Genomic DNA, 18,939 nt, shown 5'->3' with positions numbered 1-18,939 from the left:
GTGCTGCTCGCCGACGATGAGCTCAAGATCCGGGCATCCCTGCGGCTGCTCGTCGACAGCGAACCGGACATGAACGTTGTGGCCGAAGCCAACAACGGCGGGGAGGCCGTACGGCTGGCCGGCGTTCATCGGCCCGATGTGGTGCTCATGGACGTGCAGATGCCGCACATGACGGGCCTTGCAGCCACACGCCAACTCAGCGCGCGCCCCGATGGTCCGCGGGTGATCGTGCTGACGATGTTCGATCTGGACGAGTACGTGTACGATGCACTGCGTTCGGGGGCGTCGGGGTTTCTGCTGAAGAACAGCCCCCCGTCTGAGGTGTTGCACGCAATCCGCGTCACGCACGAAGGGAACGCCCTGCTGGCCCCGGAGGTGACGAAGCGTCTGATCGGACGCTTCGCTCCCGCCCGTGCGCACACAGGAGTAGAGCGACTGACAGATCGCGAACGGGAAACGCTCGTGCTGGTTGGGCGGGGCCTGTCCAACGCCGAGATAGCGGCGGGACTGTTCGTGACGGTGACGACGGTACGCACTTACGTCAGCCGCATCCTCGGAAAGCTCGAGGCTCGTGACCGGGCAGCGCTGGTCATCATCGCCTACGAGAGCGGACTCGTCGGCAGCAACATCCGCTGATCGAACTGCACCCACGGCGGGATTGTCAACGCTTGCAGACTGACAGGCGCGGGGCGGTGCGGTGTGCTGGAAGGCATGATCGAAGTTAGTCATCTGGTCAAGCGTCACGGCTCCCGCGCGGTCGTTGACGATGTCAGCTTCACCGCAGCGGCCGGGCGGGTCACCGGGTTTCTTGGGCCGAACGGGGCCGGAAAATCCTCGACGCTGCGGATACTCCTGGGCCTGGACAGGGCTACCTCCGGTATTGCGCTCATCGACGGAGTGCCCTATCGGTCGCTGGATCGCCCGTTGTGGAAGGTCGGTGCGATGCTCGACGGGCCGGGTGCGAACAAAGGCCGCTCTGCGCGGGCGCACCTGAGCTGGGTCGCGCAGACGAACGCGATCCCGAAGCGGCGGGTCGATGAAGTACTCGAGCTGACCGGGCTCCAGGACGCGGCCCGGACCCGGATCGGCAGATTCTCCCTCGGCATGGGGCAGCGACTCGGAATCGCCGCCGCGCTCCTGGGCGACCCTCAGGTGCTAGTTCTGGACGAGCCGACGAACGGCCTTGACCCTGACGGCATTCGCTGGACCCGGCACCTGCTGCGCTCACTGGCTGCTGAGGGGAAAGCGGTTCTCGTCTCTAGCCACCTGATGAGCGAAATGGAGGAGACAGCTGATGACTTCGTGGTCATCGCCCGTGGGCGCGTGATTGCCCAGGGCGAGGCGGCAGAGGTCAAGGGGAGTCGCCGAACCCTGGAAGAGGCGTTCTTCGCCTTGACCGACGAGCACATCGACTACCGTGCCGCCCGGCCGGAAGGAGAGGGCAGGTGAGCGTTTTTGCATCGAACCGCTTGACGGGGTTGGTCCGGTCGGAGACAACAAAACTCGTCACCGCTCGTCCGATCTGGATTCTCGCGCTCGTGACCGTCCTCGGTACCTGGCCGATGGCCTGGAGCAACGCAGCGTCCGGCGTCGGTATCGCTTCCGACGATCCCCGGTTGTATTCCTTGGTTCCGGTGCCAGTCGAGTATCAGGGGTTTGAGATGGCGGGCTTCGGGTATGTCCTCGTGGTTGCCCTCGCCGCGCTCTGGGCCGGCAGCGAGTACGGCACCGGCCAGCAGATCCGCACCACCCTGCTCGCCACCCCACAGCGGCTGCGCGTCTACCTCACCAAAATCGCGCTGCTTACAGCCGCGGTTGCGGTCATCGGGTTCCTGACGATGTGGGGCACGTTGGTCATCACCCACGCGGCAGGCCAAACCGGCATCAACCCGTGGGCGCTGGACGCCGCGATCTGGGCGAACCTCGGCGGCGTCACGCTCGCCTGGACACTCACCGCACTCATCGCCTTTTCCGTCGGGGTTCTCGCCTGCACCGCGATCCTGCCCCTCATCCTCATCACCCCGCTCGTCATCGGTATCGGAGACTTCCTCGCTGGGATCTGGGACGGCGCAAAGTACCTTCCGACCGCCGCGGGCGCCGCTCTCTACAGTGACCCCACCACCGGCGGCTACCTCACTCCCGTGTTCGGCGGATTCGTCCAGGCGAGCTGGGCGATCGTACTGCTGATAGCCGCCGGCATCGCCTTCACCCGACGAGACCTGTGAGCACGCCAACTATGCTCCACACGCTCCGCGCCGAGCTCACTAAAGCGCTCACACTCCGCAGCATCCAAGCCACCTTCACCGCCGCGATCCTCGCACCGCCCGCCCTCGCACTCGCTTCCGGCCTCGCCTTCGACCCGACATCAGCCGCCGGCGCCTCGTTCCCGGTCGAGTCGCACGGCTTCGAGACAGCAGGATTCGGGCAACCCCTCGTGATCCTGCTCGCCGCCCTCATCGCCGGCACGGAATACATCGACGGCCAACTCCGCAGCACCCTGCTCGCCACTCCACGCCGCGGGCGGGTACTGACCGCAAAGCTCATCGTTGTTGCAGGCGCAGCCGCGCTCATCGGACTGATCGCAACGGCAGCGGCCGTCCTCTTGAAACACGCGGCTCTCGGCGATCACGGCATACCTGTCATCGGCTTCACCGCGGGGATGGCCTGGAACCTGCTCGGCGTCGTCGTGAACTACGTACTCATCGGCCTCATCGCGGCCGCGATCACGATGCTCGCACGGACCTTCATAGCCACCCTGGTTGTCCTGGTGCCGCTCGTACTCGGGCTGACCATCTCGCTCGTCAGCATCTTCCCAATCCTGAAATACCTTCCCGACCTCGCCGGGATCCAACTCCTCACCGAATACCCCGACATCGGACTACTCGAACCCATCCCAGGAGGACTCGTCATGGCCGGATGGGTCGGTGCCCTCGTCGCCCTAGCCGCAATCGCGTTCCGCCGCCGAGACGCCTAACCCGTCAGCAAGGCCCGCGAGAAGCGCGACATTTACCGCCGTGATTCACACATCTCGTTGGTGATGCGTGCCGCACGGAAGCTGACACACCTCTCGTACTGCGGGTTGGGTAACCAGGGAAGCCATTGGTCGCGTTCGTTCAGGTACGTTTCGCTGTCGATTTCTGAATTGGCTGCACCAGCCGAGGCGATACGACCCAAGCGCATGTTGTGGCGCGCCATAGGACTGGCGTCGCGCGTCACGATCACGAACAGTTCGGACGGTAGCTCCGGAGTCGACGTCACCGAACATTCCTAGCGCATCAGACCGGCATCCCAAGCTGTTCCCCACGCTGACGACAATGAGAATCCGAACGCGACGCGCTGGTACGGCAAGGTGCTCTCAGACCACTCCTGAATCGTGCGCCGATGCTCCGCGCGATGCACGCCGTGCCGCCCTCGCGGTGAGCGGGCCGGCGGTCGAGGCGGCGCACACGCCGGCCACTGCGGCGACGACGGCCCACAAGAGCAGGGCAGGACCTCCGACGACATAGCCGAGGAGCACCCAGAACGCGAACGCTCCGAGTCCGGCCGACGATGCCCCGGCCCAGGCTCGCGATGCAACCGAGCGATCGGGACGACGCGCCCACAGCGCGACACTCACGCCATAAACGACGCTCGCCGCCGCCGCGGTGACAGCCCCGCAGATCCCTCCCCAGATCGGCATCATCTCGAGCGCGAAGTTCACTCCTGGAGCGGGCGGAACAATCCACGCGAAAAAGACGAAGAAGTATGCTCCCGTACCCACGACGCCCACGAAGAACATCCACCCGACGACAGAGCCGTACGTTCTCCAGAACATGACTCGACGTTAGCGGTCCGTCAGACGGGCGGGACCTCGGGAAGGCCCGTGCGCAGCTCGAACGGCAGGTGGGCGAGGTCGTTGTGGGACACGAGCGTCCAGGGACGCCCGTGGCGTTGTGCGATGACCGTGAGTCCCGCGTTCGCCTGATTGAGCGTCATCCATCGCCAGTCGGGCGCACCCAGCACCTCGCGCACGAACCAGCCGATCACCGCGTTGTGCGTGATGATCAGCTCGTGCACGTCGCCCTGCTTGCGCACCAGGAAGGCGGCGAGGGCGTCGGCCATCTGCGCCCGCCCCGCGTCTACCGCAGCCTCGGTGATGCCGCCGAAGAAGGGCTCGAAGACCGCGGGGGTCTCCTCCGTCATCCCCGTCGGAACGCAGTCGAACAGCAGCGACGAGGCCTCCGGCGTGATCGACGGCATGCGCTCGGCCACCGCACGGGCCGTCTCCGCGGCGCGCACGAGCGGCGAGTGCCAGACGGCATCGAACGGCACGCCCGAGAGCCGGTCGGCCAACAGCTCTGCCTGGCGGCGGCCACGCGGCGACAACGGTCCGTCGTCGATGCCGTGCTCCGCATCCTGATGCTCGCCGTGGCGGACAAGGTAGATGTAGTGAGTCACGCCTGTCGCTCCGTCGAGTAGGTCGAACGCCTCGTCGGCGTCTCATACACCCTAACCCGCTACTCCGACGCGCGCGCGATCTCCGACAGCTGGCCGCGAGTGAGGCGGAGCCCTACGCCCTGCAGCACCTCCTCGACGTGGGCCGGCGCATACGCGTTCGCGATGGGGGCTGCGACGATCCGCTGCGCGAGCAACCATGCCACCGCGACGGCCGACACCGGCACGCCGAACTCCGCCGCCACCGCATCCAACGCCTTCAGCGTCCGGCTGCCGCGCTTGGTCAGGCTGCCGGCCAGCTGGGCCGCACGGACCGAGGTGACGGCCTTGTCGCGCGTGCGCCGAGCGCCCGCGAGGAACCCGTGCTCCAGCGGGTGCGAGGGCGTCACCGCGACCCCCTGCGCACCGGCGACGAGTCGCAGGTCGCCGTCGAAGTCCTTGCGGCGCAACACGTTGTAGGGCACGTCGAGCACCGTGAACCGCGGGAGTCCCGCGGAGGAGAGGATGCGGGCCTCCACGAGCTGCTCGGCGCGGAGACCGTAGGCGCCGATGGCCCGCACCTTGCCGGCCTCGATCAGCCACTCCAGCGTGGCGAGCGTGTTCTCGAGCGATCCCACCCCTGTGGTGCCGTCGATGTAGAGCACGTCGATACGGTCGGTGCCGAGCCGGACGAGCGAGGCCTCGACCGAGCGGATGAGGTTGACGGGGCCGAGGCCCGGGTGATCGGGATGAGCCCCGACACGGGTCATGAGTACGAGGTCGTCGCGCACGCGGCGCTTGCGCAGCCACTCCCCGATGATGTGCTCGCTGCGTCCACCCGCGAAGCTGTCGGCGGTGTGCACGGCGTTGCCGCCGCGTTCGACGTACGCGTCGAGGATCGTGTGGCTGGTCTCGATGTCGACGTTCCAGCCGAACTCCGCCCCGCCCAGGATGAGGGGGAAGATGCACTGTCCGCTCTCACCGAGATCGATGCGGATGCCGGCGCCGACCCCGGGGCCCTGCACGGGGATCGGGGCGGAGGGATGCGTCTGCGCGACATCCGTCGGCGCGATCGGATGCGTCGCCGTGCCGATTCCGAAGATTCTCACGCGCACCCCTTCCGCACTCTCGTGTCGCGGAACGCGGAATCCGTGGATCTCCCGCGTGGCTCGACGCGTACTTAGACAGTAAATGAGCCCGCGGTCACCGGCTCTCGCCACGGCGACAGATCGATAAACATTGCATAACTCTTTTGTCACGGCTCGCCCGCGAACGGCAGAGACCCCCGCCGCGATACCGCGACGGGGGTCTCACTGCGTGGAAGGATCAGCCCTCTGTGGGAGCCTCCGGACCGGGGTTGGCCGCGTCGCGACCCTCCTGGTCGGCAGCCTCTTCGAGCACGGGCTCGAGCGACAGCTTGCCGCGGTCGTCGATCTTCGTGATCTTCACCAGCAGCTTCTGACCCACGTTGAGCACGTCGTCGACGTTCTCGACGCGCTTGCCGCCGGCGAGCTTGCGGACCTCGCTGACGTGCAGCAGGCCGTCCTTGCCGGGAAGCAGCGAGATGAAGGCGCCGAACGTCGCGATCTTCACCACGGTTCCGAGGAACTGCTCGCCGACCTCGGGGTTGGTCGGGTTGGCGATCGCGTTCACCTGGGCACGGGCGGCCTCGGCCGAGGGGCCGTCGGTCGCACCGATGTAGACGGTGCCGTCCTCCTCGATGGAGATCTGCGCGCCGGTCTCGTCCTGGATCGCGTTGATCGTCTTGCCCTTCGGGCCGATCAGCTCACCGATCTTGTCGACGGGGATCTGGACGCTGATGACGCGCGGCGCGGTGGGCGCCATCTCGTCGGGAGCGTCGATCGCCGCGTTCAGCACGTTGAGGATCGTCAGACGCGCGTCCTTCGCCTGGGTGAGAGCTGCGGCGAGCACCGACGACGGGATGCCGTCGAGCTTCGTGTCGAGCTGGATCGCCGTGACGAACTCGCTGGTACCGGCGACCTTGAAGTCCATGTCGCCCAGCGCGTCCTCGGCCCCGAGGATGTCGGTCAGCGCGGCGTAGCGCGTCTGGCCGTCGACCTCGTCGGACACGAGACCCATCGCGATACCCGCGACCGGGGCGCGCAGCGGCACACCGGCGTTGAGCAGCGAGAGCGTCGAGGCGCACACCGAGCCCATGGACGTCGAGCCGTTGGAGCCGAGAGCCTCGGAGACCTGGCGGATCGCGTAGGGGAACTCCTCGCGGCTGGGCAGCACCGGAACGAGGGCGCGCTCGGCCAGGAAGCCGTGACCGATCTCGCGACGCTTCGGGCTGCCCACACGGCCTGTCTCACCGGTCGAGTAGGGCGGGAAGTTGTAGTGGTGCATGTAGCGCTTGCTCGTCGTGGGGCTCAGCGAGTCGATCTGCTGCTCCATCTTGAGCATGTTCAGCGTGGTGACGCCCAGGATCTGGGTCTCACCGCGCTGGAAGATCGCCGAACCGTGCACGCGCGGGATGACCTGCACCTCGGCGTCGAGCGCACGGATGTCGGCCAGACCGCGTCCGTCGATACGCACACCCTCTGCGAGGATGCGGCCGCGCACGATCTTCTTCGTGACCGACTTGTACGCGGCAGAGAACTCGAGGGTCGCGACAGCGGGCAGCTGCTCGGCCTCGACGGCGGCGACGAGCTCAGCCTTGACGGCATCCTTCACCGCGTCGTCCGCGTTCTGACGCTCCTGCTTGTCGGCGATCTGGTAGATCGGGACGAGCTTGTCGTAGGCCCGCTCGGCGACGAAGTCGTACGTCTCCTGGCTGTAGGGCGGGAAGACCGGGTAGGGCTGGATCTCCTTCGCGGCGGTGTTCGCCACGACGTTCTGCGCCGCGACGAGCTCCTTGATGAAGGGCTTTGCGGCCTCGAGACCCTGCGCGACGATCTCCTCGCTGGGCTTGGTGGCGCCGGCCTTGATGAGGTCCCAGCTGTGCTCGGTGGCCTCGGCCTCGACCATCATGATCGCGACTTCGCCGTCCTCCAGGACGCGACCGGCCACGATCAGGTCGAACACGGCCTCCTGCAGCTGCTCGGCCTTGGGGAAGGCGATCCACTGGTCGGCGTGCTCGCCGTGACCCGGGATGAGCGCGAGGCGCACACCGGCGATCGGACCGGAGAACGGCAGACCCGAGATCTGCGTCGACAGGGATGCGGCGTTGATGGCCAGCGCGTCGTAGAACTCGCCCGGAGCGATGCTCAGGACGGTGACGACGATCTGCACCTCGTTGCGGAGGCCGTCGACGAACGACGGGCGCAGCGGACGGTCGATCAGACGGCACACCAGGATCGCCTCGGTCGAGGGGCGGCCCTCACGACGGAAGAACGAGCCGGGGATCTTGCCGGCGGCGTACGAGCGCTCCTCGACGTCGACGGTCAGCGGGAAGAAGTCGAAGCCCTCACGAGGGTGCTTCCCGGCGCTCGTCGCCGAGAGGAGCATCGTCTCCTCGTCGAGGTAGGCGGCGACGGCACCCTGTGCCTGCTGCGCCAGTCGCCCGGTCTCGAACCGGACAGTGCGGGTGCCGAATCGGCCGTTGTCGAGAACGGCTTCGGCGGCGGTGATTTCCGGACCTTCCAAGAGGTCCCTCCTTCTTTGTTTAGGCTCGCCACCCCGTGTGGGCGACGAGCGGACATGCGAAGGAGCAGGGCTGCGGTTATGGGCGCGCGGCATGACTGCAGAGAGCCTGCGCTGGCCACCAGTAGAAGACCACCCGGCGTGCGACACACGACGAGGAACCCACCACAGGGGACCAGCTTCCCGCCGGCCTGCTCCGTGAACTCGTATGGAGTTGGGCGATCGCAGAAAGCGATCCGCCTCAGCCTACCAGTGCAACCCGTTCTCACGCCGGTCGGCGCCGCCTATCGTGGGACGCACCACCCGCGACAGCGGAACCGACGAGAGGACAGGTCATGACCCACGACGCCAACCCCGCCTCCGACCGCGACCCCGAGCCGGGCACCGAGCCCGCCGCCACCGGCGAAGAGCAGCTGGTCGAGGACGGCCTCCTCGACGGCGCACCCGAATCCCCCGACCCGCGCGAAGAGGCGCAGCTGCAGGCGCAGCTCGAGCGCGAGATGCGCCTCGACGGCTTCGAGCAGGGCATCGAGGGCTGAGACGCGACGAAGAGGGGCCCCGGCACGCATCGCGCATCGGGGCCCCTCTTCCGTGACTCAGCGAGCGGTGGTCGCCAGCGCCGTCGCGGCCGCATCCTGCCGCTCCCCGGCGGGCGCCTTCTCCCCGCATCCGCGCCGTGTCCGCCGGTCAGCGTGGACTCGTCGAAGGGCCGGGCGCCGGAGAGCACCTCGCGCACCCGCGCCTTGTCGATCTGGCGGGTCCACGTGCCGATCAGCACGGTCGCCACGGCGTTGCCGGTGAAGTTCGTGACCGCGCGCCCCTCCGACATGAAGCGGTCGATGCCCACGATGACACCCACCCCTCCGACGAGGTCGGGACGGTAGGTCTGCAGGCCCGCCGCGAGGGTCGCGAGCCCCGCGCCGGTGACGCCGGCAGCCCCCTTCGAGGCGATGATCATGAACACGAGCAGACCGATCTGCTCGGGGATCGACATGGGCGCGCCCATCCCGGTCGCGATGAACAGCGACGCCATCGTGAGGTAGATCGCCGTGCCGTCCAGGTTGAACGAGTAGCCGGTCGGAACGGTGATGCCCACGACGGGCTTGGAGACACCTAGGTGCTCCATCTTCGCGATGAGTCGCGGCAGCGCGGACTCCGACGAGGACGTGCCGACGATCAGCAGATACTCGCGGCCCAGGTACTTCATGAGCGAGAAGATGTTCACCCGGGCGACCGCGTAGAGCAGCGAGCCCAGGACACCCGCGATGAACACGAAGCAGGTGATGTAGAAGGCGACCATCAGAAGGCCGAGCCCCAGGATCGCCGCGACGCCGGTCGAGCCGACGACAGCGGCGATGGCACCGAACGCACCGACGGGCGCGAGCCAGAGGATCATGCCGAGGATGCGGAACACGAGCGTCTGCAGGTGGGTGATCGCCGTCATGATCGGCTTGCCCTTCTCCCCTAGGCCCTGCAGGGCGAAGCCGACGAGCAGCGCGATGAACAGCACCTGCAGCACGCTGCCGCCGGTGAACGCCGCGAAGAACGACTCCGGGACGATGTGCAGCAGGAAGTCCACCGTCGAGGTCGCCTCACCCGTCGCCTGATAGGTGGAGCCGGACATGTCCAGGCCCTCGCCGGGGTGGATGATGTTGCCGACCACGAGGCCGATCGCCAACGCGAAGGTCGACATGCCGAGGAAGTAGACCAGCGCGAGACCGCCGATCTTGCCGACCGTCGCCGCCTTGGCGATGGATCCCACACCCACCACGATCGTGCAGAAGATGATGGGCGCGATCATCATCGTGATCAGGGACACGAACGCGGTGCCGAGCGGCTTCAGGCCGACCGCGAACTCGGGGAAGGCCAACCCCACCACGGCGCCGGCGACCACGGCGATGATCACCGAGACGTACAGCCACGTGTGCTTGTCCCATTTCTTGCGACCGGGGCGGCCTGTCAGCCGCGGCAGGGTCACCGTCGTCGTGCGGGGAAGTCGCAGAGCCATCATCGTCTCCTTCTCGATCGGGCCGCCTCATCGTGGCCACGCTCGTACCCTCGCGCCCGCTGACGGACGGGGTCGAGTTGTGGTCGTATTGGTCACGGAGGATGCGGTGAGACCGACGAAGTTCCCGACGAGCGCTGCCACGCGGCTGTTCCTGCTGATCGCCGCCGCGGCGATCGCGGTGGCGGCTGTGCTCAGCGCGGTGCTCGTGCTGGACGCTCAGCGCGCAGAGCGAGCGGAAGCCGAACGCGTGACGCAGATCGTCGCGCGCACCCTCGCCGACGACCCCTTTGTTCGCGGCAGCATCACCTCCGCCGATCCCTCGGCCGTCCTCCAGCCGTTCGCCGAATCGGTCATGGCCGCCAGCGACCTCGACTTCGTGACGATCATGTCGCCCGACGGCGTGCGCTTCACCCACCGCGATCCCGCCCCGATCGGCGAGCGCTACATCGGCACAATCCCCGCATCCCCTCAGTCGCTGACCGAGGAGCGCGCGGGGACACTCGGCCCCTCGGTGCGCACGATCGCCCCCGTCACCGAGGACGACGAGGTCGTCGGCTGGGTGTCGGCGGGGGTGACCCTGGGCAGCATCGGCGACGGGATCGCCGCTCGGCTGCCGTTCGCGCTGGCGGTCGCGCTCATCGTGCTTGCCGCGGGCCTGGTCGGTGCGGTGCTCGCGCGCGGACAGGCGCGGCGCGTGACGGGCGATCTGGCCGCATCAGAGATCCGCGACACGCTCTCGAGCGCCGAGTCGATGCGCACACTGGGAGAAGCCCTCCGCGCGCAGACGCATGAACACGGCAACCGGATCCACACCGCCGTCGCTCTGCTGGAGATGGGCCGCCGCGACGAGGCGATCGCCCTGCTGACGGATTCCGCACAGACGTCGCAGCAGCTCGTCGATCAGGTCACGGCTCGCACCGACGGGGACGCCACCGTGGGCGCGCTGGTGCTCGGCAAGGTGTCGCAGGCGGCCGAGCGCGGGGTGCTGCTGCGCACGCAGATCACCCCCGATGCACCCCGGTCCGTGCTCTCGGCCGTCGACGCCGTCACGGTCGTGGGTAATCTGCTCGACAACGCCGTGGATGCGGCAGCGGCCGGTCCCGCGCCTCGCACGGTCGACTTCGCGATGACGCGCTCCGGGCGGGACCTCCTGCTCACGGTGACGGACTCGGGCGCCGGAGTGCCGACCGAGATGCGCGAGAGGGTGTTCGAGATGGGCTTCAGCACGAAACCCGCGGGGGCGGAGGGTCGCGGTGTCGGCCTCGCGCTCGTGCGCGACATCGTGACGGCGGCAGGCGGCAGCATCCGCATCGACGACACCGATCCCAGCCGGTTCGTGGTCGTGCTGAAGGGACGGGGATGATCCAGGTCCTGGTCGTCGACGACGACGCACTGACCCTCGAGCTGCACGGACAGTACGTCGGACGCCTGGACGGCTTCGAGGTGAGCGGACTGTGCGCCGGGGCAGCCGCCGCCGTACGCGCTCTCATCGGGCCGGCGCCGAGACCCGCCGTCGACCTCGTGCTGCTGGACATGACCATGCCGGACGCGAGCGGGCTGGATGTGCTGCGCCGCATCCGCGCCGCCGGCAGCACGGTGGACGTGATCGCGGTGACCAGCGTGAGAGACGCCGAAACCGTGCGGGCGACCGCGAGCCTCGGCGTCGTGCAGTACCTCGTGAAGCCCTTCACCTTCGGCGTGTTCCGGGAGCGGCTCGAGCAGTATGCACAGGCACGCGAGCTGCGCACACCACGCGGATCGGCGACGCAGGCGGAGATCGACGCGCTGCTCGGGGCGGGCCGCACGGCGCCCGTTCCGGTCACGCCGAAGGGCATCTCGCCCGACACGCTGGATGCGGTGGGCCGGGCACTTCGCGGGGGCGAAGCGCTCTCGGCCGTCGAGACGGCGCGTCTGCTGGGACTGTCCCGCGTGTCGGCCCGCCGATACCTCGAGCATCTGGTGGAGATCGGCGCCGCCGAGCGACGTGCGCGCCACGGCCGCCCCGGTCGACCCGAAAGCGAGTACCGCTGGTCCATGTGACCGGTGGGGTTGGTGTGACGCCTGTGACGCAATAGCGTGTCCGCATGACCGTCGAGCGCGCGCCACGCCCTCGGGCGCTTCGCCCGAGGGCTCTCGCCGTCGCCGCTGCGATCGTCGTCGTGCTCGCCGGGACGGCCGCGCCCGCTCGCGCAGCCGACACGCCTTCCTGGGACGACGTGCAGAACGCGCGCAACAACCAGGCGGCCGCCGCAGAGCTCGTCGCGCGCATCGACGCCGAGCTCGACGCCGCCCAAGAGCGCAGTGCCACCGCCGCCACGGCGGCGCTGGATGCGGCACGCATCGCAGAGGACGCCCGCCGACGCGCGGACGACGCCGCGCAACACTCCGCAGCACTCGATGCGCAGGCGGTCGCCGCACAGGCGGAGGCCGAGGCGCAGCGTGCGCGCACCGGAGCGCTCGCGTCTTCCATGTACCGCCTCCAGTCCGACGGCCCGCTCGCCGCCCGTCTGCTGACCGCGGCCGATCCCGACGACCTGCTCGACCGTCTCGGGCTGCTCCACACCGTGGGCACGGCCTGGGCCGGCCGCGCGGCGCGAGCGCAGGGGGCGGCGAACGTCCTCGCAACGCTCAACGATCAGGCCACGCTCGCACGCACCGCGCGCGAAGACGCCGCCACCGAGGCCGAACGCGCGGCGGCCGACGCGCAATCCGCCGCGGATGCGGAGTCCGCCGCCGTCGTCGAGCTCACCGCGCAGGCGAGCACGCTCTATGCGCAGCTGGCGACGCTCAAGGGGACGACCGCCGAGGTGGAGCGCCGGTACCGCTTGGCGAGCCAGGTCGCGGCGCAACCGGCCAATCCCGCACCGACCTCCCCTTCCTCCGGCTCACCCGCTCCCCCGGCCCCCTCTCCCGGGTCCGGGGGCGGCGTCGTGGTCGATCCGGCCGGAGCGCGGGAGTACGCGCGCGGGGCGATCGGCGCCTACGGATGGGGGCAGGACCAGTTCGAGTGTCTCGTGTTGCTCTGGAACCGGGAGTCCAGCTGGCGCGCCGACGCGCTCAACCCCTCCAGCGGCGCCTACGGGATTCCGCAGTCGCTGCCGGGCGACAAGATGGCGAGCGCCGGCGCCGACTGGCGCACGAATGCCGCGACGCAGATCAACTGGGGCCTCTCGTACATCTCGAGCCGCTATGGCTCCCCCTGCGGAGCGTGGGGCCATTCGCAGGCCACCGGCTGGTACTGACACCCCGCGTTTCGCGCTCAGGCCGACGAGGAGGCACGGCGCGCGCGCCCCGCGCCGGGCATCTCGACGTAATCGGAGTGCTTCGCATCCAGACCGTCGCCCGCGGTGCGCCCCCGCATCCGACGCCACAGCCACGGCAGCGCGTCACGGCGCAGCCAGCCGCCCGCCGAGGGCTCGTCGTCGTGGAGGGCGGCATCCAGATCGCCCAGTGCCTCGGCATCCGGGATTCCCAGCACCTCGGCCGCGCGATACGCGAGGAAACGGTGGCCGCGTGAGCGCAGGTGCACCTTGTCGTCGGCCCACATCTCCAGCGCGCCGATCCCGGGCAGTGCCTCCAGATCCAGGAGCATGCATCCGTGCACACGTGCGATGCGGCGCAGCTCGGAGGCGTACTGGGCGAATCGGCGGGCGAAGAGTCCCGCCGCTCGACGGTGAGGCAAGAACGGCGTGACCAGCAGGACGTCGCAGCCCGCCTCCCTCAGCGCCACCACCCCCTGCTCCAGGTCGGCGGCGAGCGCCCGTGGCGCCGCGCCGTGGCCGACGAGGTCGTTCGCGCCCATGAGGATCGAGACGAGATCGGGGCGAAGCTCGAGCGCCCGCGGGATCTGCGTCGTCGTGAGATCGCGCACGCGACGCGAGCGGACCGCGAGATTGGCGTAGCGGAACGGTTCGCGGCCGCGGTGCTGCTGCGCCAGCAGCGGCGCGAGGCGGTCGGCCCAGCCTCGGTACTGCCCGTGGGGCGTGCGCGAGGTGTCGCACAGGCCCTCGGTGAGCGAGTCGCCGAGGGCAACGAACCGCGCCCATCGCCGCGGCGCGGGAAGCAGCGCCGGCATGGCGGGACGCGTGTCGCCACGAGCCAGCAGCCGGTCATCGATCCGGCGCAGCTCTCTCGCTTCGTCGTAGTGCCCGAGAAGCTGGCCGTACAGCGATGCCCACGTGCGCTCGGCGACGGCCTCGCGCGCGGCCAGCGAGAACGCCTGTCGCTTCGCCTCGTCGCCCAGGAGGTCGCCCACGCGAGCGCGCAGATCGCCGAGGTCGCCCGGGCGGTAGAGCCAGCCGTCGATGCTCGAGCGCACGAGGTCCACGGGTCCGCCCGTGCCCGTGGCGACGACCGGAACGCCGCTCGCGTGCGCCTCCTGGATCGTCTGACCGAAGGTCTCGCTCTCGCCGGGGTGCACGAAGACGTCGAACGATGCCATCGCCTCGGCGAGCTCGTCGCCCGCGAGGTGCCCGAGGAACACCGCGCCGGGCAGCTGTCGCTCGAGCTGCGGCCGAGACGGACCGTCTCCGACGATCACCAGCCGCGCATCTTCGACGCCGGCCAGCACGGCGAGATCCTCCACCTGCTTCTCCGGGGCGAGGCGCCCGACGTAGCCGATGATGCGTGCACCGGGTGCCACGCTCCGACGGAACTGCTCGCTGCGACGATCCGGTCGGAATCGGTCGCCGTCCACGCCGCGCGCCCACATCCGCAGGCGATCCACGCCCAGCCGCTCCAGCTGCGCCACCGACGAGGTGGAGGGCGCGAGGGTGAGAGTGGCCCGGCGGTGGAGACGTGCGACGTGACCGGCGGCGAGGACGGCGGCCTGCGGCATCCGGTAGCGCTCCGCGTAGGCGACGACGTCGGTCTGGTAGATGGCGACGGATGCGGCGTGCAGCGACTCGGCGGCGTTCACGCCCTGCCACCCCAGCACGAACGGCGAAGCGAGATGGACGACGTCGGGGCGGAACTCGCGGAGGATCGCCGCGATGCGCGCCACGCGCGCGAAGACGACCCGCACCTGCGGATACGACGGCAGCGGGAGCGAGGCGAGCAGTTCGGTGCGGGACGCAGCGACCGCGTCGACGGACTCGGTCGAACGGGGGGCGATCACGAGCGTCTCGTGACCGTCGGCGGCGAGGTGCCGGAGCACCTGCAGGACGGAGCCGGTCACCCCGTTCATGTGCGGAAGGTAGGACTCGGCGATCAGCGCGACTCTCACGAGACCAGGGTGCTCCCGGCGCGGGGTCCGCACGGCGCGAACCCGGGCGGATCGACGAGAGTTCACCGGATGCACCACGGCTCGTCACCGGACGTGCCCCGTTGGGTCGCCGTTCACCCGCCGCTGCGATGCTTCACGGGTGGCGCAGCCTTTTCTGACCGATCTCGCGTCGAGTCCGTGGGCGCTGCCGCTCATGGCCCTGCTGGTGTTCGCCGACGCCCTCCTCGTCGTGATCCCAGGCGAGGTCGCGGTGACCGCGATGGGCGCTCTGGCGGAGTCGACCGGGCAGCCGCCGATCGTCGCGGTCGTGGCCGTCGCCGCTGCCGCCGCGTTCGCGGGCGACGCCGCCGGGTACCTGATCGGACGCACGGTCGGGATCGATCGCTGGCGCTGGATGCGCCATCCTCGCGTCGCGGCGGCCTTCTCCTGGGCGCGGGGCCGCCTGCACCGCAGCGCCGCGACGGTGGTGTTCACCGCCCGCTTCATCCCCTTCGCGCGGGTCGCTGTCACCGTCACGGCGGGGGCCACACGGGTGAGGCCCACGCGGTTCCTGGGTGCCTGCGCGCTCGCGGCGCTCGGCTGGGCCGTCTACCAGAGCCTGATCGGAGCCGCGGTCGGTGCCATCGTCCCCGGCGGCCCCGTGGTGGCGGTGATCGTCTCGATCGTGCTCGCGCTGGGCCTGGGCTTCGCCCTGGATGCGGTCGCCGCAAAACGAGTGAGGGCGCCACGGTGACGCGGCGCCCTCACTCCACACGGAGAGGTCACTCTCCCGCGAGGCCCCCCAGCAGGTGGCCGAACGAACGGCCCTCCCCGAGGTAGTTCGCGGGATCGAACGGATCGGCGTCGACGACGGGGCTGCGACGGGCGATGGCCTCGGCCAGCTCGCGCGCGCCCTTGTCCACACGGCTCGAGAGCGTCGCGACCTGGTCGCCGCTGCCGCCCCAGTCGGCGGAGGCGGCGAAGACACCGGTGGAGACGGCATCCGCGTGCAGGTAGGCGAACAGCGGCCGGATCGCGTAGTCGATCGCCAGCGAGTGGCGGGCGGTTCCCGCGTTCGCGCCGATGAGCACCGGCTTGCCGCGCAGCGCGTCGGGGTCGAGCACGTCGATGAACGACTTGAACAGTCCGGAGTAGCTGGTGGAGAAGATCGGCGTGACGACGATGAGCGCGTCGGCCGACACCACGGTGTTGATCATCGTCTCCAGGGCCGTGGGCGCGAATCCGGTGAGCAGGTTGTTCGTGATGTCGTGCGCGAAGTCGCGCAGCTCGAACACGTCGGCGGTGATCTCGATGTCGCGCTCCGCCAGCTCGCGCGCGGTGGCGGCGAGCAGGCGGTCGGCCAGCATCCGAGTCGACGACGGGTTGGACAGACCTGCCGAGATGACGGCGATACGACGGGTGCTCATCAGGCGCTCCGGGTGGCAGCGGCGCCGAAGGCGGCACCGACCGGCTGCGGGGTGTCCTGGTAGGGCGAACCCGAGGTCAGGTTGTCGCCGCGGTTGGCGCGCGGGGTGGCCTGACGGGGCTCGGCGTCGCCGTACATCTTGCGCACGAGGTTCTCGTGGGTGGGCGCGTCCGGCACGTCGGCGGGACGGTTCTTCGCGAGCTCCTTGCGCAGCACCGGCACGACCTCGCCGCCCAGGATGTCGAGCTGCTCGAGCACGATCTTCAGGGGCAGCCCTGCGTGGTCCATGAGGAACAGCTGGCGCTGGTAGTCGCCGAACAGGTCGCGCATACCGGCGTAGCGGTCGATGACCTGCTGAGGCGAGCCGACGGTGAGGGGCGTCATCTGCGTGAAGTCCTCCATCGACGGGCCGTGTCCGTAGACCGGGGCGTTGTCGAAGTAGGGACGGAACTCGTTGACGGCGTCCTGCGAGTTGGCGCGCATGAACACCTGTCCGCCGAGACCCACGATCGCCTGCTCGGGCGTGCCGTGTCCGTAGTGCGCGTAACGCTGGCGGTACAGCGCGATCAGTCGCTGGTAGTGCTCGGCCGGCCAGAAGATGTTGTTCGCGAAGAAGCCGTCACCGTAGTAGGCGGCCTGCTCGGCGACCTCCGGCGTGCGGATCGAGCCGTGCCACACGAAGGGGGGCACGCCGTCGAGGGGGCGCGGCGTGGCGGTGAAGCCCTGCAGGGGGGTGCGGAACTTGCCCTCCCAGTCCACGACGTCCTCACGCCACAGCTTGTGCAGCAGCGCGTAGTTCTCCAGCGCGATGGGCAGGCCCTGACGGATGTCCTTGCCGAACCAGGGGTACACGGGGCCGGTGTTGCCTCGTCCGAGCATGATGTCGGTGCGGCCGTTGGAGACGTGCTGCAGCATCGCGAAGTCCTCGGCGATCTTCACCGGGTCGTTCGTGGTGATGAGCGTCGTGGCGGTCGACACGAGCAGTCGCTCGGTCTGTGCGGCGATCGCGGCGAGCGTCGTGGTGGGCGACGACGACCAGAAGGGCGGGTTGTGGTGCTCGCCGAGGGCGAAGACGTCCAGCCCCACCTCCTCGGCGTGCTTGGCGACCGTGATGGTGTTGCGGATGCGCTCCGCTTCGCTCGGGGTGTGACCCGACACCGGGTCCTGGGTGATGTCCGAGACCGTGAAGATGCCGAACTGCATTCCCGGCCAGGTGGTGTTCTCGCTCACGATTCCTCTTCCGCTTCCCGGGTGCGTGCCCGCATCCGTTTCTATGCGATTGAATATATCCCCTATAACGCGTCGGGGTCGAGGTTATTCCCGGCGATCGGATGCCGATTCGTACAGATGACGCAGATCCCTGCTCAGTTGGTGGGGCACCGTTTCGCTCGGCGAATGGCCGGTGTCGTACACGACGGCGTGCGCCCCGATCCGCACCGCGTACGCGCGGTACTCGGACTCGGGCCAGAGATCGTGCGTGCCCGTGGCGACGAGCTTGGGGAGATCGAGACCGGCCACGGCGGCCGTCACATCCGGCATCGTCATCATCAGGCCCACGATGTCCGTCACGCTCGAGCGGCGGGTCAGCGCGAATCGCTCGCGGACGAAGCGCAGGCGACCCGGCGGCACGCGGTTGAGGTTGTTACGGATGCCCCAGAGCATGAGACCGGCGCCCGCGCGCGGACCCGCCGCATCCGAGAGACGTCCGATGCGCTTCACGCCCCGGAAGACCTGCCCCGTCGCCGGCGGACAGGTGACGAGCGCGAGGCTCGCGAAGAGGTCGGGCCGGGCCACGAGCGCCAATTGCGCGACGAGGCCGGCGAAGCTGTAGCCGAGCACGTGCACCGGGGCGGATCCGGTCTGAAGCACCGCGATCATGTCGTCCACGAACAGCGGGTAGTCGTAGTGCCGCCGGGGCGGTTCGAGGTTCTCAGGACCAGCGTCCGCCGACTCGTACTGACCCGCCAGGTCGTAGGATTCGACGCGGTAGCCGGCGGCGGCGAGCAGCGGCATGACCAGCACGAAGTCCTCCTTCGAGCCGGTCACCCCGGGAACGAGTAGAACCCTGGGTCCGTCCGCCGGGCCGAGCGACACACGGGCCAACGCCCCCGACGGCGCCGCCACGGCATCGCGTACGGCGTCCGAGGGGAACAGATGCCAGTCCACGTCGCCGATGGATCGGTCCTGCCAGGCAGCGTCCTCGCGCACGGCCATCGCCACCCCCTCACCGGTGGCCACACCCTACTGCCTCCGCGGCCCGGCGACACGCGGGGCACGCGCACCGGT

Annotated in this window: 17 protein-coding genes and 1 pseudogene; 8 read left to right on the top strand and 10 right to left on the bottom strand. The window is 69.3% G+C overall.

Features of this window, described 5'->3' with window-relative positions; all coding sequences use genetic code 11:
• The 4 genes from AC1VNH_RS16410 to AC1VNH_RS16395 all read left to right on the top strand — a co-directional run bounded on the left by AC1VNH_RS16410 (position 1) and on the right by AC1VNH_RS16395 (position 2,974).
• On the top strand, positions 1-636 hold the full coding sequence (locus AC1VNH_RS16410; protein WP_483112633.1) for a response regulator transcription factor: 636 nt from the start codon (positions 1-3) through the stop codon (positions 634-636).
• 63 nt (positions 637-699) lie between these two features.
• Positions 700-1,449 carry an ABC transporter ATP-binding protein gene (locus AC1VNH_RS16405; protein WP_483112631.1) on the top strand — a complete coding sequence of 250 codons (750 nt, stop codon included), beginning with the start codon at positions 700-702 and terminating at the stop codon, positions 1,447-1,449.
• 89 nt (positions 1,450-1,538) lie between these two features.
• Positions 1,539-2,225: a hypothetical protein gene (locus AC1VNH_RS16400; RefSeq protein WP_483112629.1), complete on the top strand. Its 687-nt coding sequence runs from the start codon at positions 1,539-1,541 to the stop codon at positions 2,223-2,225.
• On the top strand, positions 2,222-2,974 hold the full coding sequence (locus AC1VNH_RS16395) for an ABC transporter permease (RefSeq protein ID WP_483112628.1): 753 nt from the start codon (positions 2,222-2,224) through the stop codon (positions 2,972-2,974). The genes AC1VNH_RS16400 and AC1VNH_RS16395 overlap by 4 nt, the downstream gene beginning before the upstream one ends.
• A gap of 32 nt (positions 2,975-3,006) precedes the next feature.
• On the opposite strand, the gene AC1VNH_RS16390 is transcribed toward AC1VNH_RS16395, so the two are convergent.
• From AC1VNH_RS16390 to AC1VNH_RS16365, 6 genes and pseudogenes are all read right to left on the bottom strand, one after another.
• Positions 3,007-3,258, bottom strand: coding sequence for a hypothetical protein (locus AC1VNH_RS16390; protein ID WP_483112626.1), 252 nt, complete (start codon positions 3,256-3,258; stop codon positions 3,007-3,009).
• Between the two features lie 97 nt (positions 3,259-3,355).
• Positions 3,356-3,814, bottom strand: coding sequence for a hypothetical protein (locus tag AC1VNH_RS16385; RefSeq protein ID WP_483112624.1), 459 nt, complete (start codon positions 3,812-3,814; stop codon positions 3,356-3,358).
• A 20-nt stretch (positions 3,815-3,834) separates the two neighbouring features.
• The gene (locus AC1VNH_RS16380; protein ID WP_137416556.1) at positions 3,835-4,437 is read right to left on the bottom strand and encodes a histidine phosphatase family protein; all 603 of its coding nucleotides are present in this window, start codon (positions 4,435-4,437) and stop codon (positions 3,835-3,837) included.
• Between the two features lie 59 nt (positions 4,438-4,496).
• Positions 4,497-5,522, bottom strand: coding sequence for an aldo/keto reductase (locus AC1VNH_RS16375; RefSeq protein WP_483112622.1), 1,026 nt, complete (start codon positions 5,520-5,522; stop codon positions 4,497-4,499).
• 217 nt (positions 5,523-5,739) lie between these two features.
• Positions 5,740-8,019, bottom strand: coding sequence for a polyribonucleotide nucleotidyltransferase (locus AC1VNH_RS16370; RefSeq protein ID WP_483112621.1), 2,280 nt, complete (start codon positions 8,017-8,019; stop codon positions 5,740-5,742).
• Positions 8,020-8,689: 670 nt separating this feature from the next.
• A pseudogene (locus AC1VNH_RS16365) lies at positions 8,690-10,024 on the bottom strand (cation:dicarboxylate symporter family transporter); the annotation flags it as partial.
• Between the two features lie 106 nt (positions 10,025-10,130).
• Here AC1VNH_RS16365 and AC1VNH_RS16360 point away from each other — a divergent pair.
• From AC1VNH_RS16360 to AC1VNH_RS16350, 3 genes are read left to right on the top strand one after another with little or no spacing between them, the layout of a single operon-like run.
• The gene (locus AC1VNH_RS16360) at positions 10,131-11,387 is read left to right on the top strand and encodes a sensor histidine kinase (RefSeq protein WP_483112619.1); all 1,257 of its coding nucleotides are present in this window, start codon (positions 10,131-10,133) and stop codon (positions 11,385-11,387) included.
• Positions 11,384-12,064, top strand: coding sequence for a response regulator (locus tag AC1VNH_RS16355; RefSeq protein WP_483112617.1), 681 nt, complete (start codon positions 11,384-11,386; stop codon positions 12,062-12,064). The genes AC1VNH_RS16360 and AC1VNH_RS16355 overlap by 4 nt, the downstream gene beginning before the upstream one ends.
• A gap of 44 nt (positions 12,065-12,108) precedes the next feature.
• On the top strand, positions 12,109-13,266 hold the full coding sequence (locus AC1VNH_RS16350; protein ID WP_483112615.1) for an aggregation-promoting factor C-terminal-like domain-containing protein: 1,158 nt from the start codon (positions 12,109-12,111) through the stop codon (positions 13,264-13,266).
• 17 nt (positions 13,267-13,283) lie between these two features.
• Here AC1VNH_RS16350 and AC1VNH_RS16345 read toward each other — a convergent pair whose 3' ends face one another.
• Positions 13,284-15,248 carry a GDSL-type esterase/lipase family protein gene (locus AC1VNH_RS16345; protein WP_483112613.1) on the bottom strand — a complete coding sequence of 655 codons (1,965 nt, stop codon included), beginning with the start codon at positions 15,246-15,248 and terminating at the stop codon, positions 13,284-13,286.
• A gap of 139 nt (positions 15,249-15,387) precedes the next feature.
• Between AC1VNH_RS16345 and AC1VNH_RS16340 the strand changes: the two genes are divergently transcribed.
• A complete protein-coding gene (locus AC1VNH_RS16340) occupies positions 15,388-15,981 on the top strand; it encodes a DedA family protein (RefSeq protein ID WP_483112611.1) in 594 nt (197 codons plus the stop codon).
• 28 nt (positions 15,982-16,009) lie between these two features.
• Here AC1VNH_RS16340 and AC1VNH_RS16335 read toward each other — a convergent pair whose 3' ends face one another.
• The 3 genes from AC1VNH_RS16335 to AC1VNH_RS16325 form a co-directional block, all read right to left on the bottom strand.
• The gene (locus tag AC1VNH_RS16335; RefSeq protein WP_243227180.1) at positions 16,010-16,654 is read right to left on the bottom strand and encodes an FMN reductase; all 645 of its coding nucleotides are present in this window, start codon (positions 16,652-16,654) and stop codon (positions 16,010-16,012) included.
• Positions 16,654-17,856 (bottom strand): LLM class flavin-dependent oxidoreductase, encoded by a 1,203-nt coding sequence (locus tag AC1VNH_RS16330; protein WP_483112742.1) that lies wholly within the window; start codon positions 17,854-17,856, stop codon positions 16,654-16,656. The genes AC1VNH_RS16335 and AC1VNH_RS16330 overlap by 1 nt, the downstream gene beginning before the upstream one ends.
• Positions 17,857-17,967: 111 nt before the next feature.
• Positions 17,968-18,867: an alpha/beta fold hydrolase gene (locus AC1VNH_RS16325; protein ID WP_483112741.1), complete on the bottom strand. Its 900-nt coding sequence runs from the start codon at positions 18,865-18,867 to the stop codon at positions 17,968-17,970.
• Between the last annotated feature and the right edge of the window lie 72 nt (positions 18,868-18,939).

The sequence above is a fragment of the Microbacterium sp. KU4F genome (genome assembly GCF_056868075.1).
Note: the sequence above shows the minus strand (reverse complement) of the source record. Positions and strands in the feature narration are given on the sequence as shown.

Excerpts from the sequence above, each read along its gene's own strand:
- AC1VNH_RS16385 (WP_483112624.1), bottom strand. The coding sequence starts at position 3,814 with ATGTTCTGGAGAACGTACGGCTCTGTCGTCGGGTGGATGTTCTTCGTG.
- AC1VNH_RS16355 (WP_483112617.1), top strand. The coding sequence starts at position 11,384 with ATGATCCAGGTCCTGGTCGTCGACGACGACGCACTGACCCTCGAGCTG.
- AC1VNH_RS16350 (WP_483112615.1), top strand. The coding sequence starts at position 12,109 with ATGACCGTCGAGCGCGCGCCACGCCCTCGGGCGCTTCGCCCGAGGGCT.
- AC1VNH_RS16335 (WP_243227180.1), bottom strand. The coding sequence starts at position 16,654 with ATGAGCACCCGTCGTATCGCCGTCATCTCGGCAGGTCTGTCCAACCCG.
- AC1VNH_RS16330 (WP_483112742.1), bottom strand. The coding sequence starts at position 17,856 with ATGCAGTTCGGCATCTTCACGGTCTCGGACATCACCCAGGACCCGGTG.
- AC1VNH_RS16325 (WP_483112741.1), bottom strand. The coding sequence starts at position 18,867 with ATGGCCGTGCGCGAGGACGCTGCCTGGCAGGACCGATCCATCGGCGAC.